The sequence below is a fragment of the Nocardia coffeae genome, assembly GCF_019890715.1.
GTDB classification, from domain to species: Bacteria; Actinomycetota; Actinomycetes; order Mycobacteriales; family Mycobacteriaceae; genus Nocardia; species Nocardia jiangxiensis.
Map to the genome: position 1 here is coordinate 160,645 of NZ_JAINZY010000011.1, position 24,462 is coordinate 185,106.

A 24,462-nucleotide genomic window follows, 5' to 3' on the forward strand; every position below is an offset into this window, starting at 1 on the left:
TTCTTCAGCACTGGGTGGGACAGGGAATCATTCGGTGCGGGAACCGACTTCGGCGGTGAACGTTCGCCGCAGGAACCCCGGATCGATCGGCAAGCCGTGGATCTGCTGGTTGTGGCTGTGGCACAGCTGGTGGTAGGCGAACGAGGTCTGCATCGCATTCGCGCGACCCTGGTTGTCCTGGGCCACGTTGACCGCCTCCTTCGCCAATTTCAGTGCGAACAAAGGCTTTTCGGCGATGCGCGACGCCAGCTCCAGCGTGAACGGCTCCAGCTCGTCGAGGGACACGACGTGGTTCACCATGCCGAGCCGATGGACTTCCGCGGCCGTGAGGAAGTCGGAGGTGAACAGCATCTCCTTCGCCTTCCGGACGCCGACCTCGAACGGGTGGTTGAAGAACTCCGCGCCGGATACGCCCATCGATACGGTGTTGTCCTGGAACAGCGCATCGTCGGCGGCGACGATCAGATCGCACGGCCACACGAGCATGAGCCCTCCGGCGATGACCTTGCCCTGAACGGCGGCGATGGTCGGTTTCGGGAGGTTGCGCCACCGCTCGGACAGGCCGAGGTACATTTCCTTCTCGACCGCCATCTGCGATTCCGCACCGGCACAACCGAATCCGCACCAGGTGCCGATCCGGCGGTGCTCGGCCACCACCCGCAGACCGTCTCGTTCGCGCAGATCGTGTCCCGCGGAGAAGTGCGGACCGGCCGCCGCGAGGATGATCACGCTGACCGAATCATCCTGCGCCGCAAGATCGAACGCGTCATTGAGTTCGTACAGCAGGCGCATGCTCTGGGCATTGCGCGCGTCGGCGCGGTCCAGCACGATCCGGGCGACCTTCTCTGCGGGCCTCTCGTAACGGATGGTCTCGAAGTCGGTCACGCCTCACCCCTGCCCGTCGGGACGGCGCAGCCGCGCGGTGACATCCGCTGCCGCCGCGGCGGCAGCGGATGCGACGGCCTCGATGCGCTCCGGTGTCAGCGGTGGAACGAGCGCACCGGCCAGCCCGCTCGGCAGGTCGTGATGGGCCACGGGACGCTGATGGGAGAACGTGTCGAATCCGGCCTTGCCGTGGTAGGCGCCCGAACCGCTCATCCCGACACCACCGAAGGGCACCGCGGGATTGCTGTACGCCAGCCCGAAGTCGTTGCGCGACACCCCACCCGAGGTGGTCTGCACCAGGAACCGCCGGAAATCGTCGGTGTCACCGCCGTACCAGTAGGACGACAGCGGGTGTTCACCGGCCGCGGTGTAGGCGATGGCCTCGTCGACGTCGGAGTAGGTGTGCACCACCAGGATCGGGCCGAAGATCTCCTCGGTGTTGACCTCGGCGTCGGGCGCGGTGTCGAGCAGCAGCGTCGGAGGGAGGCGACGAGTCTCCGGGGCGGGCACCCGGTCCCGCTCCTCCTCCGGCACGATCACGATCTCCCTCGCGCCCTTGGCTTTCGCGTCCGCGACGAGCCCGGTGACGCGGGCGTAATTCGCGTCGTTGACGATCGATACGACATCGGGGTTGTCGGCGAAGGTGGGGAAGTACGTCAGGACCGCCCGGCGGTAGGCCGCGACGAAAGCGTCCCGGCTGGATTCGGGTACGAAGGCGTAATCCGGCGACAGGCACACCTGGCCGTTGTTGAACAGACGCGCCGCCGCGATCCGGGCCGCCGCCTCGGCGACATCCGCATCGGGCGCGACGATCGCCGGATTCTTGCCGCCGAGCTCGAGCGTCACCGGCACCAGGTTCTTGCCCGCGGCCGTGGCGACGAGGCGTCCGACCTTCGGTGAGCCGGTGAAGAAGAGGTGGTCGAAGCGCAGGTCGGAGAACGCGGCCGCGGTGTCCAGCCCGCCGTTGACGACGGTGACCTCCTGCGGGCTCATCCGCGAGGCCACCGCACGAGCGAACACCGCACCGGTGCGCGGTGTCATATCGGAGAACTTGATCATCACCCGGTTACCGGCCGCGAGCGCTTCCGCGGCCGGCACGAACACGAGCACGAGCGGGAAATTCCACGGGCCGATAACTCCCACAACACCTTTCGGGCGAGTCTGTACGAAGGCCGGGATGACACCGCCCATCGCGGCGGGCACCTCGGTCGCAGCCATCCACGCCTCGAGCTGCTCGCGCGTGTCGGCGATCTCCGGCAAGCCGCCCAGGATGTCGACCTCCATCGAGGTGGTCGCCGGGCGAGCGCCGAAGTCGGCGTTCAGCGCCTCGGCGAGTTCGTGCCGGTGTTCCAGGACCGCGGCGACCAGGCGGTCGATCCGATCACGCCGAGTCGCGGCGTCGGGGATCGGATCGAGGGCCTGCGCGGCTCGCTGAGCGTCCAGCAGGCGCTGCAGTTCCGCAGGCGAGACTTCGACAGCGGATTCGGTGGTCATGGTCATTCGATGAATTCCTTCTGTGCGGACGGATCCTGCGCGGCGATCTCGGCGGCCCACCGATAGTCGGCCTTGCCTGCCGGACTCCGGACCACCTCGTCAACGCGGACAATGGCTTTGGGCAGTTTGTAGCGGGCAAGCCGGCCCGCGACATCGGTGAGTAGTTCCGCATCGGCCAGGTCGAATCCGGAAAGCAGTTGCACGACGGCGACGACCTCGCTCCCCCAGCGCTCACTCGGCCGGCCCACGACGACCACATCGGCGACGGCACGATGCACGATCAGTGCCTCCTCGACCTCCTCCGCGAAGATCTTCTCGCCGCCGGAGTTGATCGTCACCGAGTCGCGGCCGAGCAGTTCGATACTGCCGTCGGCCAGGTGCCGCGCCCGATCACCGGGCAGCGCCACGCGCCTGCCGTCGACGACGGGGAATGTACGTTCGGTTTTGGCGCGGTCGCCGAGGTATCCGAACGGGATGGCACCGTATCGGCCCAACCATCCGGTCTCGGGGTCGCCCGGCGCGAGGATCCGGCGATGATCCTCGTCCACGACGCAGCTCCCCGGCGCCGGCGTGAAGACACCCGAAATCGCCGGCGCCGCACTGGTACTCAGGTTCGACAACTGCGAACCGGTCTCCGAGGAACCGGCCACATCCGCGATGGCGACGTGCGGCAGGAGTCGCAGGATGCGGTCCTTGACCGATGCGCTCGCCACCGCGCCGCCGGTGCCGACCAGTTGCAGGGACCGCCCGTGGTAGCCGCCGCGCTCGAACTCGTCGCACAACGGAGTCGCGAACGAGTTCCCGACCAGGTTCATCAGTTGCACGCCTTCGCCGTCGATCACCTTCCACACCGTGGCGGGGTCGAGTCGATCCACGACATCCGGGAACACGACAGCGCCTCCGCTCAGCAGCCCGGCCAGCGCGATCCACTGGGCCGCGGCGTGCATCAGCGGCGGCAACGGCAGGACGACTCGTCGTTCGCTCGCGACGGCACGATCGACGCCCCCGGCGAGCGAGGTCACATCGAAGAATCCCTCGGGAAGGAAAGCGGCCAAGGCACTTTCGAGGATGGCCGACTGCGCCCACAGTGTTCCCTTGGGCATTCCGGTCGTACCGCCCGTGTAGACCATGTAGAGGTCGTCGGGATCCGGCGCTGTAGCCGGAGCCTCGGCGCTCGAGGCGGCCAGAGCGTCCTCGTAGTCGAGGGCTCCGGGGAGCAGCGCGTTGCCGGATTCGTCGGCGACCTGGAGCAGCAGCGCCGGCGGGTTCCGCAGCGAGCCGAGGACTGCCGCAAGGGTCGGCGCGAAACGCGCGTGGTAGATGATCGTGCGGGGCGAGGAATCGTTCAGCAGGTAGGTCAGCTCGGCTTCGACGTATCGGTAGTTGACGTTCAACGACGCCGCGCGGGCGGTCGCCGCGCCCAGCATGCCCTCCAGGTATTCGTTGCCGTTGTACAGATACAGCGCAACGTGGTCCTGGCCGGATTCCCACGGCTGCAGCTCGGCGCGCGGTCGGTGAACCGTGATCCCGTGCGACAGCAGGAGATTCGCCAGCCGGTTGACTCGCCCCGCCACATCCCGGTAGGTGAGACGCCGGTCCCGGAACACGATGCAGTCGCGCTCGGGTGTCGCCGCGGCGATGCCGGCGAACAGCTCGGCGTGGTTGTAACGCATCAGATCTCCATCGGGTGAAAGATCGGCAGGGACGAGGGGCTCATTTGCATCGGATATCGAGCAGCGCTTGACGTTTCTCGTCGCGCACGACGCGCAGCGCCTCCTTGATCGCGCCCTCGAGCTCGCTGCGGCGGTGCACCGTCGCGCCGTGACCGCCCGAGGCGGTGCAGTAGGCCGCCAGATCCGGCGAGGGTGCGAGGTTGGAGAAGCGGTCCTCGCCGGTGGTGGCCGCGGTGCCGTCGGGATAGACCAGGTAGGTCGCCGAATCGACCGCCGTCCAGTTGCTGTTGTTGGCGATGATCGTCAGCACCGGCAGCTCGTGTTTCGCGGCCGCGTGATGGCATGCCGCCGGATTGGCGAACATGTAGGCGCCGTCGCCGAGGGTGGCGACCACGGTGCGCTCGCGCGCGGCGTACTTCGCGCCCAGCGCCGCGGGCAGGCCCCACCCCAGACCGCCGGACGCGGGCAGGAAGTAGTACGTGCCGGGCTGCTTGCGGTGCAACAGATCCGGGTAGGACACGTACTCGTTGAAGACGATGTCGTCGTCATCGAGCAGATCGCCGAGGACGGCCGAGATCGCCGCCATGCTGATGACGTCCTCGTCGCCGCGGGCGAGCTCCGCCTGCCGCAGCCCGTCGACCGCAGCACGACTCGCCGAGGCGAGGGTCCGGATCCCTTCGGCCCGAGCCTGATCGATGCCCTCGGCGCGCACCTCGAGGGCCTCGATCAACCGCGCCAGGAATGCGGTCGGCGTGGCGCCTATCGTCAGATCCGAGCGGTGCGACCGCATCGGATAGGTGGTGAACAGCGGATCGACGCCCACCTGGGCGACGAAGCAGTCCGCGGAAGGCGCCGTGCGGGCCTGAATCCACGGCACGTCGCATTCCACGAATACGACCACGTCGGCACGCTCGAGCACGGCCGCCACATCGGCGCCGAGGCGGTGCGGATGATCGGAGGGGATGTTCAGATAGCGGGCCCACGGGTCGGCGACGCCGATCGCGAACCGCGTGCAGCAGTCGGCGAGCAGAGCGACGGATTCGGTCTCGGCGCCGGACGCCGCGGTCACGATCACCGGGAACTTCGCCGCGGCAAGCTTTTCCGCGAGCGTGTCGATCGCGGCGGGATCGGGCTGCACGGTGGCAGGCACCGGAGTGGGCCGCTGCGCCTGCACCGGCTCCTCGGCCTCCTCGGCGAGGACCTCGCGAGGAAGGGAAAGGTACACGGGCCCGCGCGGGTGCGCGGTGGCGACGCTCAGGGCGCGGTCCACCACGGCCTCGACCTGGCGCGGATCGCGCAGCTCGTAATCCCATTTCACGAACTCGCGCACCATGCTCGCCTGGTCGAACATCTCCTGCGACCAGTGGATCGGCAGATCACGCGCGCCGGTCGCGCCGAACTCCAGGATCGGCGAACGCCCGGCGGTAACCAGCAGCGGCACCCGGTCGCGGGCAGCGTTCGCGACGGAACACACGGCATTGCCCGTGCCGACGTTGACGTGCAGCATCAGTGCCTGCGGTCGCCCGGTCACCAACGCGGCGCCGTGCGCCATCCCGCCGGCCAGGTTCTCGTGCGCGCACAGCACGGGCAGCGGCAGATCCGGGCCGCCGTCCCTCTTGTTGTCGGCGTAGGCCTCGACGATCGGCGCGAAATCGGTTCCCGCATTGACGAAGAACCACTCGATGCCTTGCTCGGCGAGCGCGGTGAGATAGCGGGAAGCAGCGGTGTGCGGCATGGAGAGCTTTCTGTTCGGAGCGTGGACGGGCGTCATGTGGCCGACCGGGCACGCAGCGTGGGGATGATCGACGCGAGCTCGCGCCACTCGGTGTGCGGCAACGTCTGCAGATCCGAGGTCAACACCTGCACGCACACGTGGTCGGCGCCGGCGTCGAGGTGGGCCTGCACCCGGGCGGCGATCTGCTCGAGCGAACCCCGGGCGACGATCGCGTCGACGAGCCGGTCACTTCCCCCGTCGTCCAGATCTCTGTCGCCCCAACCGGATCGGCGAAGATTGTTCGTGTAGTTCGGCAGCGCGAGGTACCGCTGCATGAACCGGCGGGCAACCTCACGGGCCGCACTCGGATCGGTCTCGAAGACGACGGTTTGGGCCGGAGCGAGCAACGCGTCGCGACCGAGTGTCTCGCGGGCGAGGGCGGTGTGTTCGACCGGGACGAAGTAGGTGTGGGCACCGACGCCGCGCTCGGCGGCCAGCCGCAGCATGCGCGGCCCGAGCGCGGCCAGCGCACGCTGTGGGGCGACCGGTGCGGCCGCCCCCATGAAGATGCCCGCGTCCATCCGGTCCAGATAGTCGACCATCGTGCTGTACGGCCTGTTGCCGTACTGCCCTTGATGATTGCCGTCGACCATCGACTGGTGACTCACCCCCACGCCGAGCAGAAAACGTCCCGGGAACGCCTCACTCAGCGTGTGCCAGCCCGCGTTCATCGTCATGGCCGTGCGGGAGTGCAGGCCGGCGATGCCCGTGGCCACCGTCATGCGAGCAGTGGCCGACAGCAACAGCGCGGTGTTGGCGAACGGTTCGCGAGCGATCGCCTCGGGCACCCACAGCGCACCGAAGCCCAGTTCGTCGAGTTCGGCGGCCGCCTGCTGCGCGACGGCCATCGGCTGCACATCGAGCTGGTACGACCAGATCCCGAGCGGGCCGAGGTGCGGAACGGGGGCATCTTCAGCGAACGTCACGGCAAGAGCCACTCGGCATTCGTACGGAAGAACTTCGTGGTGATCTCCGCACCGAGCGGCTCGACCTTCGCGCGCATGTTCGTCATCGAGTCCTTCGTGCCCTCGACGTGCGGGTAGTCGGTCGAATAACAGAACACGTCGGCCAATTCCGGGTCGTCGGTGAAATAACGGTCGACCGGCTCGAAATTGAACGGCGAGACACGCACATTCCGCGCGATGTACTGCGAGGGCTTCAGCGGGAATTTGGCGGCGGCCGCGCCCGGGAAGACGTTGATGTACATATCCATTCGCCGGGCGGCGTTTCCGACCCAGTGGGCGCCGACCTCGAACAGCCCCAGTCGCAGGCGCGGGAACCGCTCGAACACACCACCGAGCACCATCGCGGACAGATAGTTGTCGATTGCCATGTGGACGGTCGAGAACAGCTGGATATTGGTGTTCGGTATTTCCGGCGACTGGAACAGATCCGCGAAGGTCTCGGCGATCATCCATCCGGGATCCAGGAACGCGAATTCGGTACCGATGTGGAGCGTCACCGCGATGTCGTTGGCCTCGAGCAGCCGCCACAGCGGGTCGAGCGCCGAGTGCGCCGGGGAAACGCCGCCGGGCGGCACGTCGGCCTGCAGGTACACCGCGCGGACTCCGGCATCGATCAGATCCTTTGCCGTGGCGATCATCTCGTTCACGTCGGGGCTGGTGTTGAGGATTCCGACCACCCGAATGCGGCCGTCGGCCAGGACCGCATTGGCCTTGACCCACTCGTTGTAGGACCGCACGAAACTTTTCGCGAAGTCCGGCCTCGAGATACCCTCGAACACCGAAAGGTCTCCGCCGAAACGCATTTCGTAGGCGATGTCGTTCATCTCGCCGATGATCATCGCGGCGATCGCCGTGGTCGGGAAAACCAGCTGACGATCGATCCCCATGACATCGAGGACCTCGGATCGCCGGCCGAGATCGATCGCGCTCGGAGCCGAGGGGCCCTTGATCTTCCAGATTCCCTCGGCGTCGATCTCCTTGGTGTCACCGAGGATGTCGACCTGGTGCATATTGGTCGCGGTCGGATCCGGGCGGAGCCGGTCCGCGGATTCGAAAACTCTGCCCATGATCCGGCCGGGCTGACCCAGGACATCCTCGAGCAGGTGACTGGGAATCATTTCGTGACTATCGACGTCGTGCGCAAGCAGCTTCATTGCGGCCTCTCTCCATTGTGGTTTCGCGGTGCGCATATTTGCCTCCGCTGACATCGAGCCCGTCGGTTCCGTGGATGCACGTCCGGCACCGTCGGAATGGGGTGGCGCACCGGTCGACGGACTAAATAGATTGATCTAGCACGCTAAGCGTAAGCGCAATTCTCCATCTGCGTCAATACCCGGCGGGCCGGTCCGATCCGGCGCTCGCATCGGATCGCACCGCGAGCGAACACAACCGATGCGTGTCATCCGCGCACCTCCTGACCGGCGATTTCCGATGCCATGAAGTCTGTGCGGAAACGAGAGCACCCAGTACCCGCCAACCAGCGCGTGCTCGGAGTTGCTTGCCCGCCAATTGCCGGGTGGGCGACGGCGATGCCCGTGCGCTCGGCGCCACCGATGTTCGCGGCGATCGGCGCGGGTTCGAGAAAGAAGTTGCGCCACAGGGGCTGTGGGCCGAAGCGGTGAAGTGTCGAACCCGCCCAGCCGGAGGTCGGAATACCGGACGCGGACGCGTCCGTTGTCAGGAAGCAGTCGGCCAGCCGACCATCGAGCCGCGTACCACGGAATTCTATTGCGGCACAGTATGTCTCATCAGCAGTACGCCACCACTACCGACAATCGAGCAGAGACGAATGTTCGATGGTGTGGCGGTTCGCGGACTGGGAAAACACGCCGCACCCGTCAGCCGGTGTCTGTCCGGCGACATGACGCCGACGGCGATACCGGAGGCGTCAGCTCGCGCCGCTGCCCCGGCCGGAGCGGTCGTAGCGGCCGGCAGCGAGCCCGGCGGCCACGGCATTGGTCGCCGCGCGCCCGGCGGTGTGCAGCGGCGCCGATGAACGCGTGGTGCGGGCCAGCAACACCGCGCCCTCGATGAGGCAGAAGATCTCCACCGCGACCTCACGAGCGCGCTCGGAGGTCATCCCGGCCGTCGTGAACCGCTCCTCGAGAACCTCCAGCCACGATTCGAACGCGGCAGCGGCGGCGGTGCGCATCAACTCGTCGTTGTTCGCGACCTCCAGGGCGATCGTCGCGATCGGGCACGCGTCCTCGTAATCGGTCGCCTCGAGCATTTCGGCCGCTTGGACGAACGAAGCGGCGGTGGCCTCGACAACGTCGGCTCCCGTCGGGTACACCGACTCGAGCAATTCCCGGTACCGTTCGCCGCCGTGAGCCAGCGCCGCGGCGCCGAGTTCCTGCTTACCACCTGGGAAGAAGTGGTAGAGCGATCCGTAGGGCGCCTCGGCCGCGGCGAGGACGGCCTTGATGCCGGTTGCCCCATAGCCCTGCCGACTGAACAGCTCTGCCGCGGACTCGACGAGACGCTCTCGCGTTTCGGGCCGCTTTCCGAGGGTTGACGAGGTGGGAGACATGCGTCTAGATTACCCCATTAGATCAATCTGTCGTACTGTGACGTTCGCCCCAGCGAGATCGACTCGCACATCGATTCCGGCACGTCACCGATCAGTACGGTACTCCGGCACGCAGTCGTCACCGTCTCGACAGCACAAGGCGCGTCGCGGGTCTCGAAATCTCTCAGCGCGCCGTTCGCCCGCAAATCCTTTGCGTCACATCATTACTGGCGCCGATGTGCGCGAACGCCATACGAGATGCCCAGCCCACAACGCCATCGGGCTCAGCGCGGCGCGACCCGTCATCGGCGTCTCGGTCCCGAAGAAAGCATCGCTCGACCGACCGCGTTCGGCACCCCATCTTCAGCCGCCAGGTGCGCGAGCTATGCGAGGCGGCGGATGCGACTTCCCTCGTCGAGTAGTCGAATAGGCGGCCACGCAGGAGGATCCACAGACCCGGGCCCCCACGTCCACATCGGGTCGCAAAACCTCTCTCCGATGAATATCAGCAGTTCAAACAGGCGATCGACCGTGTGATAGATTGATCTAGTGACCACAAATACACGCATTTTCGAGCTCCGCACATACGAGGCCGTCCCCGGCAAGATCGACGCGCTGCTGACTCGCTTTCGCGAGCACGCCGCGGCCCTGTTCGAGAAGCACGGGATGACCAACATCGGTTTCTGGGTGGCCACCGGCGACGACGGCAAGCCCACCGAGACCCTGGTCTATCTCGTAGCCCACGCCGGCCGCGAGGCCGCCCAGAAATCGTGGGAGGCATTCTGGGCCGATCCCGAGTGGGCCGCCGTTCGGGCCGATGGCGAACAAGTCACCGCCAGCGCGACGTCCCAGTTCCTGGATCCGACGGACTTCTCCCAGCTACGCTGACGCGTGCTCCCGGCCTGACCTCATTGCCCGCCGGGCCTGCGGTCGGGCCTTCTCGACCGCCCCCCGGCCCCGCCGGAACCATTCGAAGGATTCTGCATGACCTCCCTCTTCGACCTCACCGGACACGTCGCCCTGATCACCGGGGGCAACTCCGGTATCGGCCTGGGCATGGCGCACGGGCTCGCCCAGTGCGGTGCCGACGTCTGCCTCTGGGGGACCAACGCCGAACGCAACGAGGCCGCCGCGGAGGAACTTTCGAAGCACGGCACCCGCGTGCGGGCAGTCCGCTGCGACGTCGGCGACGAGGACGCGGTGACCGCGAGCTTCGCCGAGACGCTCGACCACTTCGGGCGCGTGGACTCCTGCTTCGCGAACGCGGGCACCCACGCCCCCGATATCCGCTTCGTCGACACCACCCTCGCGGACTTCCGGTCGGTCACCCGGGTGAACCTCGAAGGCGCGTTCCTCACTCTGCGCACCGCGGCGAAGCACATGGTGGAACGCGGCGGAGGTGGTGTGCTCGTCGGCACCTCCAGCGTCTCCTCGCTGCACGGCACCCCGCGGGGTCAGGCCTACGCGGCGAGCAAAGCCGGCCTGTCGGCGATCATTCGCGGATGCGCGATAGAGCTGGCACGCTACGGAATCAACGCCCATTCGCTAGTGGTGGGCTGGACCGAGACGCCGCTGATTTCGCGGGAGATGAAGGACCCGACGTTCGAGCAGAACGTGATGAAGCGGATGCCGCAACGCCGTTGGGGCGAACCCGGCGATTTCGCGCGTCTGGCGGTCTATCTGGCCGGCGGCGTCGGCGGATTCCAGACCGGCGACGAGATCGTGATCGACGGCGGATACTCGATCTTCTGACCAGCCGGGCGCCGCCTTCACGAAACCCTGCGTATGCACGCATGGTCCCGAGGCGCGATTCGCAGGCCTCGGGGCCATACTGCCGAGCGGCGCACACCGTACGCGTGCCGACCGATCCGGTAGATACCACGCCGCCCCGGCCGAACCACGACTCCTGATGAGTGTGATCGGCCGGGGCGGCTGCGGTTCAGCCCCGTCGACTACACCTGCGCCGCAATTAGATTCGCCGCGAAGTAGGGACGGACAAGTCCGGTGCCGCCTTCACGCTAGCGAACAGGGTGACCGGAAGTCGCAGCAAGCCGATCTGATGCCCGTCACGGTTGGCGCTACTCCTCGTCGGCCGGATCAGATGGCGGCGAGCCGACGGAACCGACTGCCGTGGAAGACGAGCGGTGCGGCCTCGGGATCCGCACGCAGCCCGTGGATTTCGAGCAGCGCGACGGTATGGTCGCCCGCCGGAACCTCGCTGTAGAGCGAACACTCGAGCCACGCGGTGGCGTCGTGGACGAACACCCCGCCATGGGCCGCGTGATCCCAGGCGATATCGGCGAATCGGTCGTCGCACTTGCGGGACAGGTTCATGCAGATGTCGTCGTGGCCCTCGGCCAGCACGCTGATGCCCAGCCGCGGCCGGTCACGCAGTCTCGGCCAGGTGGCCGAGGATTCCTGGAAGCACACCGAGACCAGCGGAGGCGTCACCGACACCGAGGTGAACGAGCTCGCCGCCATGCCGACCGGTTCCCCGTCGACCAGCGCGCACACCGCGGTGACGCCGGAGGGAAAGCATCCGAACGCCCGGCGCAGCAAGCCCGGGTCGGCGGATATCGGTTCGAACGCGATCATCGTTCCGGTCGGCCTTTCGTTCGGGTGGAGCGCGGCACTCGCCCGCCGCTGCGCGGCCGGCCTCACAACTGGGGCAGTTTCACGTCGCCCGCCGGAAGCGGCTGCAGCACAGTGACATCCAGCGACCCGATGAGCAGGCCCTCGAGCTGAGCGCCCGGCTGAGGCACCAGGGTCGCCACGAGGACGACGGGGTCGGGCTGATTCACGGGATTCTCCCAACATTCGGCGACCGGTGGCGCGTCACTTACGACTGCACACGGACCGCACGGCAGGTAGCTGTATAGATTGATCTAGTCGAGCGTAAGGTGCTGTCTCGCGCCGCGTCAACAGCCCTTCGCGCATTCGCCGACTCCGGGTACCCGTGACTCCGCAAGCGCCCGCGCCATTGACGAACGCGCGCTTCGGTTTTCGCGAACTGCGTCGATGGCGTAGAGGGAACCGATATCGGGGCAATGCCAATGGCTGACGAGCATCGCAGTTGTCCTGCGCGACCATCTACGTGCACCGCCATCTGGCGGATGTATCGCGCGGCAATGACGTCGTTTGGTGGCTACGACCACGCGCCATCGACGGATTGACTGAATTCCATGACGCACACCACCGTGTTCACCAGCACTACTCCGACGCGGCCGCCGTTCGACCCGGAGTTGGTTCCCGTCCTGCAGGCGTTCCGTTCGCTCGTTCCGTGGCTGACCACCGACACCCTGGGCCAGGTTCGCGAGCTGTCGAGCACCGGACTCCCGGGCCAGCCACCGCCGGACCTGACGGTCGGTGGCGCGATCCGCGTCGATGAGCGGACGATTCCCGGCCCGGAGCGGGAGCTCGAATTGACGGTCCTCACACCGGCATTCGGGACGGGTCCGTGGCCGCTGCTGTATTACATCCACGGCGGCGGGATGGTCGCCGGCAACCGTCACAGCGCCCTGTCCGAAATGCTGCCGTACATTGCCGAAGGCAAGGCGGTCCTGGTGTCGATCGAGTATCGCCTCGCCCCCGAACATCCGCATCCGGCGCCGGTCGAGGACTGCTATGCCGGCCTGCGCTGGTCCGCACAGAACGCCGACCTGCTGAACATCGATCCCGGCCACATCATCGCCATCGGGTTCAGCGGTGGCGGCAATCTCACCGCGGCCGTCGCGTTGATGGCCCGGGACCGCGGATTCCCGGCACTCACCCATCAGATCCTCGGCTGCCCGATGCTCGACGACCGCCTGCAGACCCACAGTGCCCGGATGCTCGACCGCGAAGGTGCGTGGGATCGCAACGAAAACCTCTGGGCGTGGACCGCTCTGCTCGGTGACAGTCGGGGCACCGCCGATGTGAGCCCGTACGCGGCACCCGCACGAGCCGAGAATCTGGCCGGCCTGCCGCGCACCTTCATCGATATCGGATCGGCCGAGGGCTTCCGCGACGAAGCCCTCGGCTACGCCCAGCGCCTGTCCCAGGCGGGAGTCGGCGTCGACCTGCACATGTGGGGCGGCGGATTCCACGGATTCGACATCGGGATCAGCCAGCCGGCGATCTCGCAGGCGTCGCTCGCGGCTCGGGACGAATTCATCCGCCGGGCACTGGAGCGATAGCGATGATCAGCCGGATGTCGACGCCCAGTGCCGTAGCTACGAGAAGCACGGCTTCGAGGTCGTGATGACCGGATCGGTCGGCGGCCTGACACCCGTGGCTTATGTGGACACCGCCCGATGACCGGTTGCATGACCGAGCTGATGAGCCGACAGGGTCCCGCCGTGCACATGTTCGACGCCCTCGTGGCCGTCGCGGCCGACTGGGACGGTGCCGAGCCGAGTCGCGACATGGCGGCCCTGATGTCCTGAGGCACCCGATTCCATTGTTCCACAACAGGTTACGACCGTCATCGAAGGACAGGAGCACATCATGGTTTGGCCCGCGGGAGAAGCGGCATTCGTCACCGGCGCCGCATCGGGGATCGGACTCGGCATCGCACGGGCGCTGGTCGCGGCGGGAGCCAAGGTTGCACTCGCCGATATCGACGGCTCGCGGCTCGCCGACGTCGTGCAGGAACTGACTGACGCCGGTGGCGTGGTCACCGCGGTGGAACTCGACGTCAGCGACGCCTCGCGGTGGGAGGCCGCCGCGGATCACGCCGAGTCGGCGCTCGGCCCGATCTCGATCCTGTGCAACAACGCCGGTGTGAACGGTGGCGGGGCGATCGAGGAAACTCCGCTGGAGGTGTGGCGCTGGGTTCACGAATACCGCCTCCATGGCCGGTCTGGTGCCGATGGCCACTGTCGGCGCCTACGTGTCCTCGAAGTTCGCCAGCGTCGGCTTCTCGATGGTGCTCCGCGAAGAACTGCGCGGCACCGATATCGGCGTTTCCGTGCTGTGTCCCGGCTCGGTGGCCACCCGAATCAACGAGACCGGCGAGGAAGGACAGGCGAAGCTGCTCGGCCGCGAGCCCAATGCCGCTGTCGCGGAACAGAATGGCGCACTGCTGACCCAGGGCGCCGATCCCGATCGCGTCGGTGAGCAGGTCGTCCAGGCGATGCGGGATCAGCAGTTCGTGATCGTCACCCACCGCGACTGGGAGCCACTCGTGCTCGGGGTGCACCGCGAGGTCGAGCGGGCCTTCACCGAATTCGACAACCGGTACGGATCCGACCTCGCGGCGCAGATGCTGGTCGCCGGGAAGAACCCCATCGCGTCGTAAACCGACGCGCGGCGCGGGCACGGACATCGCCGTTCCACCCCGCGGCGCGATGCGGCAACGAGATTCCCTCGCTCTAGATAGATTGATCTAGTATTCTCATCTCGTCACATCACGTGAAGTCAGAAGTTGAAAGGCCAACCAGAATGATCAAAATCGAGCGGGTCGCGCACGTTGTCATCAAGGTCCGCAGCCTGGAGAAGTCGCTCGACTTCTACACGCGGATCCTCGGACTGAAGGTCATGGGCAGAATCGATCCGAGTGTCGTGTTCCTGTCGACGGGACGCGACCACCACGAACTGGGTATCGCCGAGCTCGGCACCGAGGCCCCCGACGGGGCCTTCTATCAGGTCGGAATGGAGCATTTCGCGTTCAAGCTTCGCAACGAAACCGACCTGATCGAAGCTTACGAAACGCTGCTGAGCGAGAAGGTCGAGATCGCCTACACCGTCAACCACGGAGTGACCAAGAGCGTCTACTTCTTCGACCCCGATGGCAATGAACTCGAAGTGTATGCAGACAATTCCCCCGAGGAAGTCGCCGGCTTCGAGAACCCGTATGGCGGCATGGAGAAATTGGCCTTCGCCACCGATAAGCCGTCGTTGATGGATTCGATCATCAAGGCCCAGCAGTCGATGGCACCCGCGGGCACCGCCGAATGACTCCTGGCATGACCGAGAACACGCCCGGCGGTGTGCGGCTGCCGCGGCCACCGTACGATCCGGAGCTGGTTGCCGGACTCGCCGCAATGCGAAATGCTGTGCCGCCGTTGGGCGCTGAGACCTTGGAGCAGATCCGTGAGCTCACCCTGAAGGCTGTGCCGGGCACCGAACCGGTGGACCTGACCGTGGGCGGCCGGGTTCGCGTCGACGAGATGACCGCCGCAACCCCGGACGCCGAACTGCCCATGGTCGTCCTGTCCCCCGCGCAGGGGCAAGGCCCGTGGCCATTGATCTATTTCATCCACGGCGGTGCGATGGTCGCGGGCGGGCGCCATCTGGGACTAGGCGATTTCCTTTCGCACGTGGCCGACGGACAGGCGGTCGTCGCGTCGATCGAGTACCGGCTCGCGCCCGAGCATCCGGATCCGGTGCCGGTGACGGACTGCTTCAACGGCCTCGCCTGGTGCATCGAGAACACCGGGGCTCTGCGATTCGATCCGTCGCACGTCATCGTCGCCGGCACCAGCGCCGGCGGCGGACTCGCCGCAGGTGTCGCGCTGATGGCGCGAGACCAGGGTGCTCCGCGGGTGACCCATCAAGTTCTCGTGTGCCCGATGCTCGACGACCGCTATGAAACGCACAGCTCCGTGATGCTCGACGACGACGGGAGCTGGGACCGCATCGGCAGTCTGTACGGCTGGACCGCACTGCTCGGCGACCGACGGGGCACCGAGGACGTGTCCTGCTACGCGGCACCGGCACGCGCATCCGACATGTCCCGGCTGCCCAGGGCGTTCATCGATGTCGGCTCGGCGGAGGGTTTCCGCGACGAGGTCCTCGACTACGCGACCCGGTTGAGCCTGGCGGGGGTGAGCGTCGATCTGCACATGTGGGCCGGCGGTTTCCATGGCTACGAGAACATCTCGACCGCAGCGATCTCCCAGGCGTCGCTCTCGACGAGAGAAGAGTTCATCCGTCGCGCGCTGAAGCACTGAGCATCAGCCCGATTCGACCGAAGTTCTCTGAATCAGCAGCCAATGAGACTGCCGCCCTTCGATACCCCAATCGATCGACGGCAGCTCATTGGCTGTCAGCGTGAAATGATGCCGGTATGCTCGGCCGGGAATTACAGCGCGCCAACCTATTTGCTGTAGACGTCGGCGATCCCGGTCCGCAGGGTCGGCGTGAGCCGGGCGGTGATGAACGAACGACACCACACCGTGCGGCGCCTGGCGCAGGTCCACATCGAGTGCCCAGAGACAGACACCCGAACGAGCCGGGTGTCTCCAGCTGAAGGCCGTAGCAGAACGTGGGGCCCGGCAGATCGGGATGGCACGTCTGCCGAGCCGCGTCCACGACGGTACGGACCGCATCCGCTTCACCGATGGCCTTGGTGAAAAGACGAAGTCGGCCACGCTCGATGATCGGGTCGACCGGCAGCGCGAGGGCCACCTGCGTATCGGTTGGCGCCGTTCAGCTTCGCCCTGTCGCGACCACGACTTCGTAATCGCCCGTATGGGTATCGAGCACGAGTTCGGCGATCCGGTCGCGGTGCTCCTCGGCGCTGCCGAGGAGGGCGGCGTCGGTGAAGGCACGCTTGAAATACAAGTGCGCCTGGTGTTCCCACGTGAATCCGATCCCCCCGTGCACCTGAATGGTATCGGCGGCGATGCGGGTGTACGCGGCCGAGCAGATCGCCTGTGCGATCGACGCCGCGACGGCGGGATCATCGGTGCCGTCCTGCAGTGCCCATGCGCCGTGATAGGCGGCGGAACGGGCGTGCTCCTGGTCGACGAGCATATCGGCGAGGCGGTGTTTGACCGCCTGGAACGACCCGATGGGCCTACCGAACTGCAGCCGTTCCCTGGCGTACGACACGCTCAGATCGAGCAGGTGCCGGCCGCCGCCCACCTGCTCGGCAGCCAGCAGCACCGCACCGACCCGCAGCGCACGCTCGCAGATCCAGGGCGTCTCCGCGGGCCCGGCCAGTGGACGGGCGGCAGCGTCGACGAGCTGAACTGCGGCCTGCGGCCGGGTCGAGTCCATCGTGGACAACGCGATGCGCTCCACCCCGGATCCGGTGGCGTCGACGACGAACAATGCCACCCCGCCCGGCCCGTTCGCGACGACGAGCAGATCGTCCGCCGCGCCCGCGTCCACGAGCCGCTCGACGGTTCCGGAGACGGTCCACGTGTCGCCGGATGCGTTGGCACGCAACGTCACCGCGTCGGCGGCGAAGCGGCCGCCGCGGTCCGGGATGGCGAATGCGGCGGTCCGGACGCCCGCGACGAGCGGGCCCAGGGTCTCGGTACGTGCCGGTGTGTCCGGTGACGCGACGAGCGCGGGGATCGACAACGCGAGGGTGCCGAAGACGGGACCGCAGAACAGGGCCGCGCCCAGTTCCTCGACCACTATGGCGGCGTCGACGATGCCGCCGCCCGAGCCGTCGAGCGCCTCCGGCACACCGAGCCCGAGTACGCCCAGTTCGGATCCCAGTCGCAGCCAGACCTTCTGGTCGAAGGCAGGTGTGGACTTCATCAACCGCCGGACGGTGGCCTCGTCGGAGTGCTCCGCGCAGAAGCGGCGCACCGCGGCACGCAGCTCCTGCTGCTCCGGCGTGAACGCGAATTCCGCACTCGCAGTGGACGTTTCGTCGGTCACGGTGTTGTCAGCCACGGGGCACCTCGCGCCAGGGTCGTCCGGAGTCGGCGCGCAGGTCACCGGGCAGGCCCAGGATCCGCTCGCCGAGAATATTGCGCAGCACCTCGGAGGTACCGCCTTCGATGGTGTTGGCGCGCGAGCGCAGGAAGCGCTGCTGCACTTCGGGATAGTCCTCGACGGTATCGATGTCGCGCATGGTGTAGTCGCCGTACAGGAGGCCCTCCGGGCCGAGCAGATCCATGCAGAACTCGTAGACGCGCTGGTTCGACTCGGCGCCCACGAGCTTGCCGATCGACCCCTCGGGGCCGGGGCCGCGGACGGTCGCGGTGGCGCGGGAGCGCTCCGAGGTGAGCCGCTGTGCCTCCGAGCGCAGCCAGAGCTGGGCCAACCGGTCCCGCCGCACCGGGGTGTGACGGTCCGGCCGCTGCGCCCACAGTGCGAGGGCATCAGCGATGGCGCCGTCACCGCGACGAGTACCGCTGGCACCTATCGAGGTGCGCTCGTTCATCAAGGTGGTCATCGCGACCCGCCAGCCGTCGCCGACCGCACCGAGCCGATGCGCGTCCGGGATGCGGACGTCGGTGAGGTAGACCTCGTTGAACTCCGCGTCGCCGGTAATCTGCCGCAACGGGCGGGTTTCGACGCCGGGTGCGCGCATGTCGACGACGAAGTACGTGAGGCCCCTGTGTTTCGGGACATCCGGATCGGTACGCGCGATCAACAGCGCCCACCTGGCGCGGTGTGCCAGCGTGGTCCACACCTTCTGCCCGTTCACAACCCAGTCCTCGCCGTCGCGGACGGCCGACGTGGCGAGCCCGGCCAGGTCGGATCCGGCTCCCGGTTCGGAGAACAGCTGGCACCAGACGTTCTCGAGGCTCGCCAACGGGCGCAGCCACTTACGCTTCAGTTCCTCACTCTGGGCATGCTCGTGCAGGGTCGGCGCGGCCATGCCGTAGCCGATGGGATTCAAGCTGTATGGAACGGGGCCGCCCGCCTCCTGAAGGATCGCATCCGCCACGGACTGGAGGCCGCGCGAGACGCCGAGTCCGCCGTGCCCCTCGGGAAAATGCACCCAGGACAAGCCCGCATCGAAGCAGGCTCCGAGGAACTCGGAAACCGGAACGGAACGCGGGTCGCGGTCCCGCACCACGGCCCGCGCGGCTGCCGCCACTCGCGCCGAATCGAAATCGGTACTCAAACCTCGGCTCCAATTATCAAGGCGCACTTGCCGCACGGTCGCATTCGGCTCCCTTTCGTTACGCTGCTCCGGCAATCCTTCGGTCCCGAATCTCGCTGTCGAGTTCGTGCACGCACAGGCAGGGCGGCACTGGACGGCCGGACAGAGCGACACTATTAGATAGAACGATCTAATTTGTCGACACTAGACCCTGCCCTCCGCCGCGTCAACGAGGAGCGTCGCGGTGCGGCCCGAAGATGATCCGCGGAGGAAGCGGCTCGAGCCTACTGCGGCGGTATCGCACCGAAAGCAACGCGCGACCGTTGACGAAGCGGGAGAAATGCAGCTACTCTCCGAGTAGATTAATCTATCTACTCCTCCGAGTTGCCCCGAGATCTGGTTCCAGCGACCGCAACCGGTCAGGGAATTCGCCCGAGACCCGTTCCTTGCCGTCGGCCAGCCGGTCGCGGCGACGTCCCCGGATGCCCGATCCAGGAAGGTGTCATGTCCAAGTCCTTCAACGCTTTCGTCGTCAACAAGAGCGAAGCCGGGTTCAGTGCCGGTGTACAGCAGCTCACGCTCGACGACCTGCCCACAGGCGACGTCACCGTGCGCGTGCAGTACTCCAGCGTCAACTACAAGGACGGCCTCGCCTGCCTGCCGGAGAGCCCCGTGGTGACCTCGTACCCGATGGTGCCGGGCATCGACATCGCGGGCACTGTCGCCGAGTCGAGCGACCCACGCTTCACCGTCGGCCAGGAAGTGATTGCGATCGGGCGTGGCCTGGGCACCGACCGCTGGGGCGGCTACGCCGAATACGCGCGGCTGTCCGGCGACTGGCTCGAGCCGCTCCCCCAGGGGCTGACCCTGCAGGAGGCAATGGCGCTGGGTACCGCCGGGTTCACCGCAGCCCTGTCGATCCAACGGCTCGAGCAGAACGGGCTGCGGCCCGGCAACGGCCGCGTGCTCGTGACCGGCGCTACCGGCGGCGTGGGCAGCACCGCGGTGAGCATGCTCGCCGGCCTCGGCCACGAAGTCGTCGCGAGCACCGGCAAGGCCGCCGAACACGCCTATCTCGAGGAGCTGGGTGCGAGCGAAATCCTCAGCCGCGAAGCGGTTTCCGCGCAAGTGCCGCACCCGCTCGAGGCCGAGCTGTGGGCCGGAGCGGTGGATCCGGTCGGCGGCGACACGCTCGCCTACCTGTTGCGCACCACCCGCTACGGCGGCTCCGTGGCGAACTGCGGACTCACCGGCGGTCCGGCGGTGAACACCACGGTGCTGCCGTTCATTCTGCGCGGCGTCAATCTCCTGGGCATCGACTCCGTGATGTGCCCGCAGGATGTACGCGCCGCGGTTTGGCTGCGTCTCGGCACGGACCTCAAGCCGAAGAACCTGGTGGAGAGCATCTCCCACGAAGTCGGCTTGGACGGCATTCCCGCCGTCGCCGCCGAAATCCTCACGGGCGCAGTCAAAGGCCGGACGATCGTGCGCATCTAGGGCGTTCCCGAGCACGACATTTTCTTCGCGCCGCGCAGACGGTCTGCGCGGCGACAACCTCAAAGAAGAGGACGATCGCAATGGAAAACAAGTTGAGTCTGGAACAGATGGAAGAGCTGCTGGCCATGCACGAAACGGCCGAGTTCAACGTCGACCTCGACGCCACCATGGCCACACTCGTGGACAACCCCGTCTACGAACTGCCCGCCCTCGGCTGGCGCATCGAAGGACAACACGCGGTCCGCGAAACCTACAAGCGCCTGCTGCACGGCGGCGACGTCCACAACCTCTGGGCCGACAAACGAGTCCACGCCACCTCACCGACCAGCCTCGCCCGCGAAGCCTACGTCTACATCGACACCCCCGAAGGCCGAGTCACCGGCCAATACTTCGTCGCCATGGATTTCGCGGGCGACAAGATCGCCGGCGAACGCATGTACATGGACACCACATTCGCCAAAGCCATGGCCGACATCCTCGGACCCGACTTCGGCGACATCCCCGGCGTCACACGGCTCGAGGACACTGTCCCCACCCCCAAGCCACGACTCGACCGCGCCGCCACACACGCCGCCAACACCAACCACTGAACAGAGCCGCCGACATCGTTCGCAGCACATACCGAAGGTGTTCCGGGCACCGGTATCCGGGACATCACGGGTACGTCGCCTCCACTGGTGCGGTTTGCCGTCGCCATCGCTGCGCATCGTGATCGGCGCGATCCCCTCGGGTCCGGCACCGCGAATGACTCCGAGGGGATCGCGACCCCGCTCTCGAGCAATACCTGAGCGAACTCTTCCAGCTTCGGCCACACCAAACAGTTTGGTTTGGTAGGCTGTGACCGTGGCCACTTCCTCCGAAGCCGATACCACCCGCGAGCGCATACTCACCGCCGCGACCGACGAGTTCGCCCAGTACGGAATCGCCGGGGCTCGCATCGAGCGGATCGCTGGACGGGCGAAGACGAGTAAGGAACGGTTGTACGCGTACTTTCGCAGCAAACAGCAGCTCTACCGGTTCGTCGCCGATCGCGAGCTCGTCGCGATGACCGAGGCCACTCGCATGGACGCCGCCGACCTGCCCGGCTACGCGGGCAGGGTGCACGACTATTTCATGGCTCATCCCGATCATCTGCGGCTCATGCACTGGAATCTGCTGGAGGTCACCGACGCCGAGGCGCCCGGCGACCCCTTTCAGGAATCCGTGCGGCAGACCGTGCGCAGCGGTATCGAGCAGCTGAGTCAGGCACAGGCGGCCGGATATCTGGATCCGGCCTGGGACCCGATCGACATCATGGTCCTGGTCAACCAGATCGCGCTGGCCTGGGCGTGGCAGCCCGGCGTGGTCGCGCTCGCCGACGGGCAGATTCGCAACCCTTCCTTCGCGGCGCGCCGGGCCGCGATCGTCGCCGCCGTCGCGAGGCTGTTCCCCGCGGCCGCTGGTGCGGAAGCGCCACCCGTGAACCCCGGCACCGATGGCACGAGCCCGAGACTTGTGCGTGAAGATCGAGGAGTCCGTTCGTGCGGGAGTGGATAGTCAGGCTCAATACGATCGACGGCGGTGCGGCCGAGGCGCTGCGGGTGATCGAGCATTTCGACACGCTGGTCGACCAGAGGTCTTCGGCGCTGGCCATGCTCCGGGCCGCTGCGGCTCTGGCCGATTGCCCCGCCGGGCTCGAGGATCCGGAACGCGGCCTTCGACTCGGCGTGAACGCTGCCGGTCGAACCCTTGCCGATGTGGGCAGCGAGACCCCATCACGTCAGGTACAGCGGTTCGAGGAGATCACGGTCTGGCTGGACCGGGACGAATCGGCTTGGCCCCTGGACCATCTGATCCTCGAACGATTCGCCCGCAGTCTGCACGCGGTCAAGAAGTCTCGCGACACGTCCCCGGTCGTTGCCGCGCTGCGCACCGTCTGCGATCCGAATGTGCTTCCGGCCGAACGTGACAACGCACTGCGTCGACTGGGTGTGGGGCCGACCGTGACGGTCGCGGTAACCCATGCCGCCGATGCGCGGCGTATGCCACCGGGGCTCGTCGTCGACGACCATCAGATCAATCTCTTCGCCGGATCCACGGCGCCGCAAGCGATTCCGCGCGATATCGCCGCCGGGATGCACACGTGCACCGCCGCCGAGGTCCCCCGTGGGTGGCAGCACGCCCGGACCGCACTACGCATCGCGGTCGAACTCACCACCGGCGAACCCACGCACGTGCGCTATGACCAACTCGGCTGCATCGCCACCGTCGTGGAAAGCGTCGACGCGGACGCGGCCGCGCAAGCACCCGACGTGCGCCGGGTTATCGAGCTGCAAACCCAGCGGCCGTGGGTCGTCGCGACACTCGAGGCGGTATTGAGTCACAGCAGCATTCGCGAGGTCGCCCGTCTGCAGAACCTGCACCACTCGACCATGCGCCAGCGCATCGACTGGCTCGAACGCCAGCTCGGGTATCCCCCGCTCAGCAGCAGCGGATATGCCCGCGCGAGTACCACTTTGACGCTCTGGCGCATCGCGATGGCCGCGGACCGGCAACATCCGGCGAGTGCGCCGGCAACCGTCGTCTGCCGGTGATCGAAGGTCACGCATCGAGAGATAGTCCGCGAACCGGCGAACCTCCGGCCCAGTGCGTTCGGCCGGGCCGGTGGTGTCGGGTAGGAGCGAACATCCCGCGGTGGTACGCAGCATCAATCCAGCAGGTCGGCGATCTCGGATTCGATCTGTTCGGGCGTCACGGTCGACTCGAAGCGGCGGATCACCTTACCGTCGCGGCCGACGAGGAATTTCGTGAAGTTCCACTTCACCTCGTCGGTGCCGATCGCTTCCGGACGAGTGGCCTTGACGTGCTCGTACAGCGGTCCGGCCGAGGGACCGAAATCTCCCGGCGCCTCCGCGCGCAGGTAGGTGAACAGCGGATCTGCCTCGGGCCCGTTGACCTCGATCTTGGCGAAAACGGGAAAGGTGACACCGTAATTCGTGGAGCAGAACTCTTGGATCTCGGCATCCGCACCGGGTTCCTGATCTCCGAACTGGTTGCACGGGAATCCGAGGATCTCCAGCCCACGGTCCCGGCCTTTGGTGTACAGCGCCTCGAGACCTTCGTACTGGGGCGTGAAACCACATTTGCTGGCCACATTGACGATGAGCACCACGCGGCCCGCGCAGGCCTCCAGCGAACGGTCTTCACCGTCGGCGGTGGTGACGGAGAATTCGTGAATTGTCATAGCGCCGAGCGTATTTCAGTCCACATAATTATGCAACGGGTACCGTGCCATATATGCTGCCGAGGTGACCTCGACCCGGCCCCGCGGACGACCCCGCGACGACACCGTCGATCAGCGAGTACTCGACGCCGCGGTCGAGGAGCTGGCGGAGCGGGGCATCGCCGAATTCAGCATCACCTCGGTGGCCGCCCGCGCGCGCGCCGCCAAACGCAGCATCTACGCGCGCTGGCCCCGGCGCGAGGATCTCATTCTGGCCGGGATGTCGACTCTCGCCGCCGGACTGGTCCCACCGCACACCGGAACGATCGGCGATGATCTGAGGATCCTGCTCGACCGGATCGCCGAGGTCTTCGTCGAGCCGCGGCTGAGCATCCTGCAACGCTGCGCGGCGGAGATGGCCGACTACCCGGACATGTACGCCGTGTTCACACGTGACTCGATCGACCGTTGTCTCGCGGCGATCGAGGACGCGCTCCACGACGCCGTCGCCCGCGGCGAGGTACGCGCGGACATCGACCCCGCCACCGTGGCCGACACCATCACCGGCACCATCGCGTTCCGGGCCTCCACTCACCCGGCCGACGTCCTGCCCGTCGGCCGACGCGAGGAATTGATAAGCCTCCTGCTGGGCGGTCTGAGCCCGCGCGACCGCTGACACGGAGCACGC

At 66.9% G+C, this 24,462-nt stretch carries 22 protein-coding genes and 1 pseudogene; 11 read left to right on the plus strand and 12 right to left on the minus strand.

The annotated features are described in order from the left end of the window. Nucleotides 1–27 precede the first annotated feature (27 nt). The 7 genes from K7711_RS33110 to K7711_RS33140 form a co-directional block, all read right to left on the minus strand. Nucleotides 28–885 carry an enoyl-CoA hydratase gene (locus K7711_RS33110; RefSeq protein WP_222974358.1) on the minus strand — a complete coding sequence of 286 codons (858 nt, stop codon included), beginning with the start codon at nt 883–885 and terminating at the stop codon, nt 28–30. 3 nt (nt 886–888) lie between these two features. After that, a complete protein-coding gene (locus tag K7711_RS33115) occupies nt 889–2,385 on the minus strand; it encodes an aldehyde dehydrogenase family protein (protein ID WP_222974359.1) in 1,497 nt (498 codons plus the stop codon). Then, a complete protein-coding gene (locus tag K7711_RS33120) occupies nt 2,382–4,052 on the minus strand; it encodes an AMP-binding protein (protein WP_222974361.1) in 1,671 nt (556 codons plus the stop codon). Before K7711_RS33120 ends, K7711_RS33115 begins: the two co-directional genes overlap by 4 nt. Before the next feature lie 40 nt (nt 4,053–4,092). Then, nucleotides 4,093–5,787, minus strand: coding sequence for a thiamine pyrophosphate-requiring protein (locus K7711_RS33125; RefSeq protein ID WP_222974363.1), 1,695 nt, complete (start codon nt 5,785–5,787; stop codon nt 4,093–4,095). 32 nt (nt 5,788–5,819) lie between these two features. After that, nucleotides 5,820–6,752, minus strand: coding sequence for an LLM class F420-dependent oxidoreductase (locus K7711_RS33130; RefSeq protein ID WP_308015061.1), 933 nt, complete (start codon nt 6,750–6,752; stop codon nt 5,820–5,822). Next, nucleotides 6,749–7,909, minus strand: coding sequence for an amidohydrolase family protein (locus K7711_RS33135; RefSeq protein WP_222974367.1), 1,161 nt, complete (start codon nt 7,907–7,909; stop codon nt 6,749–6,751). The genes K7711_RS33130 and K7711_RS33135 overlap by 4 nt, the downstream gene beginning before the upstream one ends. A 770-nt stretch (nt 7,910–8,679) precedes the next feature. Continuing rightward, the gene (locus tag K7711_RS33140) at nt 8,680–9,321 is read right to left on the minus strand and encodes a TetR/AcrR family transcriptional regulator (RefSeq protein WP_222974369.1); all 642 of its coding nucleotides are present in this window, start codon (nt 9,319–9,321) and stop codon (nt 8,680–8,682) included. Between the two features lie 528 nt (nt 9,322–9,849). Between K7711_RS33140 and K7711_RS33145 the strand changes: the two genes are divergently transcribed. Further along, on the plus strand, nt 9,850–10,188 hold the full coding sequence (locus K7711_RS33145; RefSeq protein ID WP_222974371.1) for an NIPSNAP family protein: 339 nt from the start codon (nt 9,850–9,852) through the stop codon (nt 10,186–10,188). 96 nt (nt 10,189–10,284) lie between these two features. Then, the gene (locus K7711_RS33150) at nt 10,285–11,052 is read left to right on the plus strand and encodes an SDR family NAD(P)-dependent oxidoreductase (protein WP_222974373.1); all 768 of its coding nucleotides are present in this window, start codon (nt 10,285–10,287) and stop codon (nt 11,050–11,052) included. Nucleotides 11,053–11,397: 345 nt separating this feature from the next. Here the strand turns inward: K7711_RS33150 and K7711_RS33155 are convergent, their stop codons facing one another. Both K7711_RS33155 and K7711_RS33160 read right to left on the minus strand, forming a co-directional pair. Next, complete coding sequence (locus K7711_RS33155; protein ID WP_222974375.1) at nt 11,398–11,895, minus strand: flavin reductase family protein; 498 nt, start codon at nt 11,893–11,895, stop codon at nt 11,398–11,400. Between the two features lie 62 nt (nt 11,896–11,957). Continuing rightward, on the minus strand, nt 11,958–12,101 hold the full coding sequence (locus tag K7711_RS33160; protein WP_222974378.1) for a hypothetical protein: 144 nt from the start codon (nt 12,099–12,101) through the stop codon (nt 11,958–11,960). Nucleotides 12,102–12,482: 381 nt separating this feature from the next. Between K7711_RS33160 and K7711_RS33165 the strand changes: the two genes are divergently transcribed. The 4 genes and pseudogenes from K7711_RS33165 to K7711_RS33180 all read left to right on the plus strand — a co-directional run bounded on the left by K7711_RS33165 (nt 12,483) and on the right by K7711_RS33180 (nt 16,232). Next, nucleotides 12,483–13,475: an alpha/beta hydrolase gene (locus K7711_RS33165; RefSeq protein WP_222974380.1), complete on the plus strand. Its 993-nt coding sequence runs from the start codon at nt 12,483–12,485 to the stop codon at nt 13,473–13,475. A gap of 310 nt (nt 13,476–13,785) precedes the next feature. Beyond that, nucleotides 13,786–14,578: pseudogene (locus tag K7711_RS33170) on the plus strand (SDR family NAD(P)-dependent oxidoreductase). A 143-nt stretch (nt 14,579–14,721) separates the two neighbouring features. Further along, nucleotides 14,722–15,237 (plus strand): VOC family protein, encoded by a 516-nt coding sequence (locus tag K7711_RS33175; RefSeq protein WP_222974382.1) that lies wholly within the window; start codon nt 14,722–14,724, stop codon nt 15,235–15,237. A gap of 8 nt (nt 15,238–15,245) precedes the next feature. Beyond that, a complete protein-coding gene (locus K7711_RS33180; RefSeq protein ID WP_222974384.1) occupies nt 15,246–16,232 on the plus strand; it encodes an alpha/beta hydrolase in 987 nt (328 codons plus the stop codon). A gap of 478 nt (nt 16,233–16,710) precedes the next feature. Here the strand turns inward: K7711_RS33180 and K7711_RS33185 are convergent, their stop codons facing one another. Then, complete coding sequence (locus tag K7711_RS33185) at nt 16,711–17,913, minus strand: acyl-CoA dehydrogenase family protein (RefSeq protein WP_222974386.1); 1,203 nt, start codon at nt 17,911–17,913, stop codon at nt 16,711–16,713. Then, entirely contained in the window at nt 17,906–19,096 is a 1,191-nt protein-coding gene (locus K7711_RS33190; protein WP_222974388.1) for an acyl-CoA dehydrogenase family protein, read from the minus strand. The genes K7711_RS33185 and K7711_RS33190 overlap by 8 nt, the downstream gene beginning before the upstream one ends. A gap of 483 nt (nt 19,097–19,579) precedes the next feature. Here K7711_RS33190 and K7711_RS33195 point away from each other — a divergent pair, with 483 nt between their 5' ends. From K7711_RS33195 to K7711_RS49070, 4 genes are all read left to right on the plus strand, one after another. After that, nucleotides 19,580–20,572 (plus strand): oxidoreductase, encoded by a 993-nt coding sequence (locus K7711_RS33195; protein ID WP_222974390.1) that lies wholly within the window; start codon nt 19,580–19,582, stop codon nt 20,570–20,572. Between the two features lie 80 nt (nt 20,573–20,652). Further along, entirely contained in the window at nt 20,653–21,162 is a 510-nt protein-coding gene (locus K7711_RS33200; RefSeq protein WP_222974392.1) for a hypothetical protein, read from the plus strand. Between the two features lie 253 nt (nt 21,163–21,415). Continuing rightward, nucleotides 21,416–22,108 (plus strand): TetR family transcriptional regulator, encoded by a 693-nt coding sequence (locus tag K7711_RS47970; RefSeq protein ID WP_222974394.1) that lies wholly within the window; start codon nt 21,416–21,418, stop codon nt 22,106–22,108. Next, a complete protein-coding gene (locus K7711_RS49070) occupies nt 22,093–23,145 on the plus strand; it encodes a helix-turn-helix domain-containing protein (protein WP_222974396.1) in 1,053 nt (350 codons plus the stop codon). The genes K7711_RS47970 and K7711_RS49070 overlap by 16 nt, the downstream gene beginning before the upstream one ends. 113 nt (nt 23,146–23,258) lie before the next feature. On the opposite strand, the gene K7711_RS33215 is transcribed toward K7711_RS49070, so the two are convergent. Then, nucleotides 23,259–23,795: a glutathione peroxidase gene (locus K7711_RS33215; RefSeq protein ID WP_222974398.1), complete on the minus strand. Its 537-nt coding sequence runs from the start codon at nt 23,793–23,795 to the stop codon at nt 23,259–23,261. Nucleotides 23,796–23,859: 64 nt separating this feature from the next. Here K7711_RS33215 and K7711_RS33220 point away from each other — a divergent pair, with 64 nt between their 5' ends. Then, a complete protein-coding gene (locus K7711_RS33220) occupies nt 23,860–24,450 on the plus strand; it encodes a TetR-like C-terminal domain-containing protein (RefSeq protein WP_222974400.1) in 591 nt (196 codons plus the stop codon). Nucleotides 24,451–24,462 lie beyond the last annotated feature (12 nt).

Excerpts from the sequence above, each read along its gene's own strand:
- K7711_RS33180 (WP_222974384.1), top strand. The coding sequence starts at position 15,246 with ATGACCGAGAACACGCCCGGCGGTGTGCGGCTGCCGCGGCCACCGTAC.
- K7711_RS33140 (WP_222974369.1), bottom strand. The coding sequence starts at position 9,321 with ATGTCTCCCACCTCGTCAACCCTCGGAAAGCGGCCCGAAACGCGAGAG.
- K7711_RS33120 (WP_222974361.1), bottom strand. The coding sequence starts at position 4,052 with ATGCGTTACAACCACGCCGAGCTGTTCGCCGGCATCGCCGCGGCGACA.
- K7711_RS33115 (WP_222974359.1), bottom strand. The coding sequence starts at position 2,385 with ATGACCATGACCACCGAATCCGCTGTCGAAGTCTCGCCTGCGGAACTG.
- K7711_RS33175 (WP_222974382.1), top strand. The coding sequence starts at position 14,722 with ATGATCAAAATCGAGCGGGTCGCGCACGTTGTCATCAAGGTCCGCAGC.
- K7711_RS33165 (WP_222974380.1), top strand. The coding sequence starts at position 12,483 with ATGACGCACACCACCGTGTTCACCAGCACTACTCCGACGCGGCCGCCG.
- K7711_RS33195 (WP_222974390.1), top strand. The coding sequence starts at position 19,580 with ATGTCCAAGTCCTTCAACGCTTTCGTCGTCAACAAGAGCGAAGCCGGG.
- K7711_RS33135 (WP_222974367.1), bottom strand. The coding sequence starts at position 7,909 with ATGATTCCCAGTCACCTGCTCGAGGATGTCCTGGGTCAGCCCGGCCGG.
- K7711_RS33125 (WP_222974363.1), bottom strand. The coding sequence starts at position 5,787 with ATGCCGCACACCGCTGCTTCCCGCTATCTCACCGCGCTCGCCGAGCAA.
- K7711_RS33150 (WP_222974373.1), top strand. The coding sequence starts at position 10,285 with ATGACCTCCCTCTTCGACCTCACCGGACACGTCGCCCTGATCACCGGG.
- K7711_RS33155 (WP_222974375.1), bottom strand. The coding sequence starts at position 11,895 with ATGATCGCGTTCGAACCGATATCCGCCGACCCGGGCTTGCTGCGCCGG.
- K7711_RS33215 (WP_222974398.1), bottom strand. The coding sequence starts at position 23,795 with ATGACAATTCACGAATTCTCCGTCACCACCGCCGACGGTGAAGACCGT.
- K7711_RS33200 (WP_222974392.1), top strand. The coding sequence starts at position 20,653 with ATGGAAAACAAGTTGAGTCTGGAACAGATGGAAGAGCTGCTGGCCATG.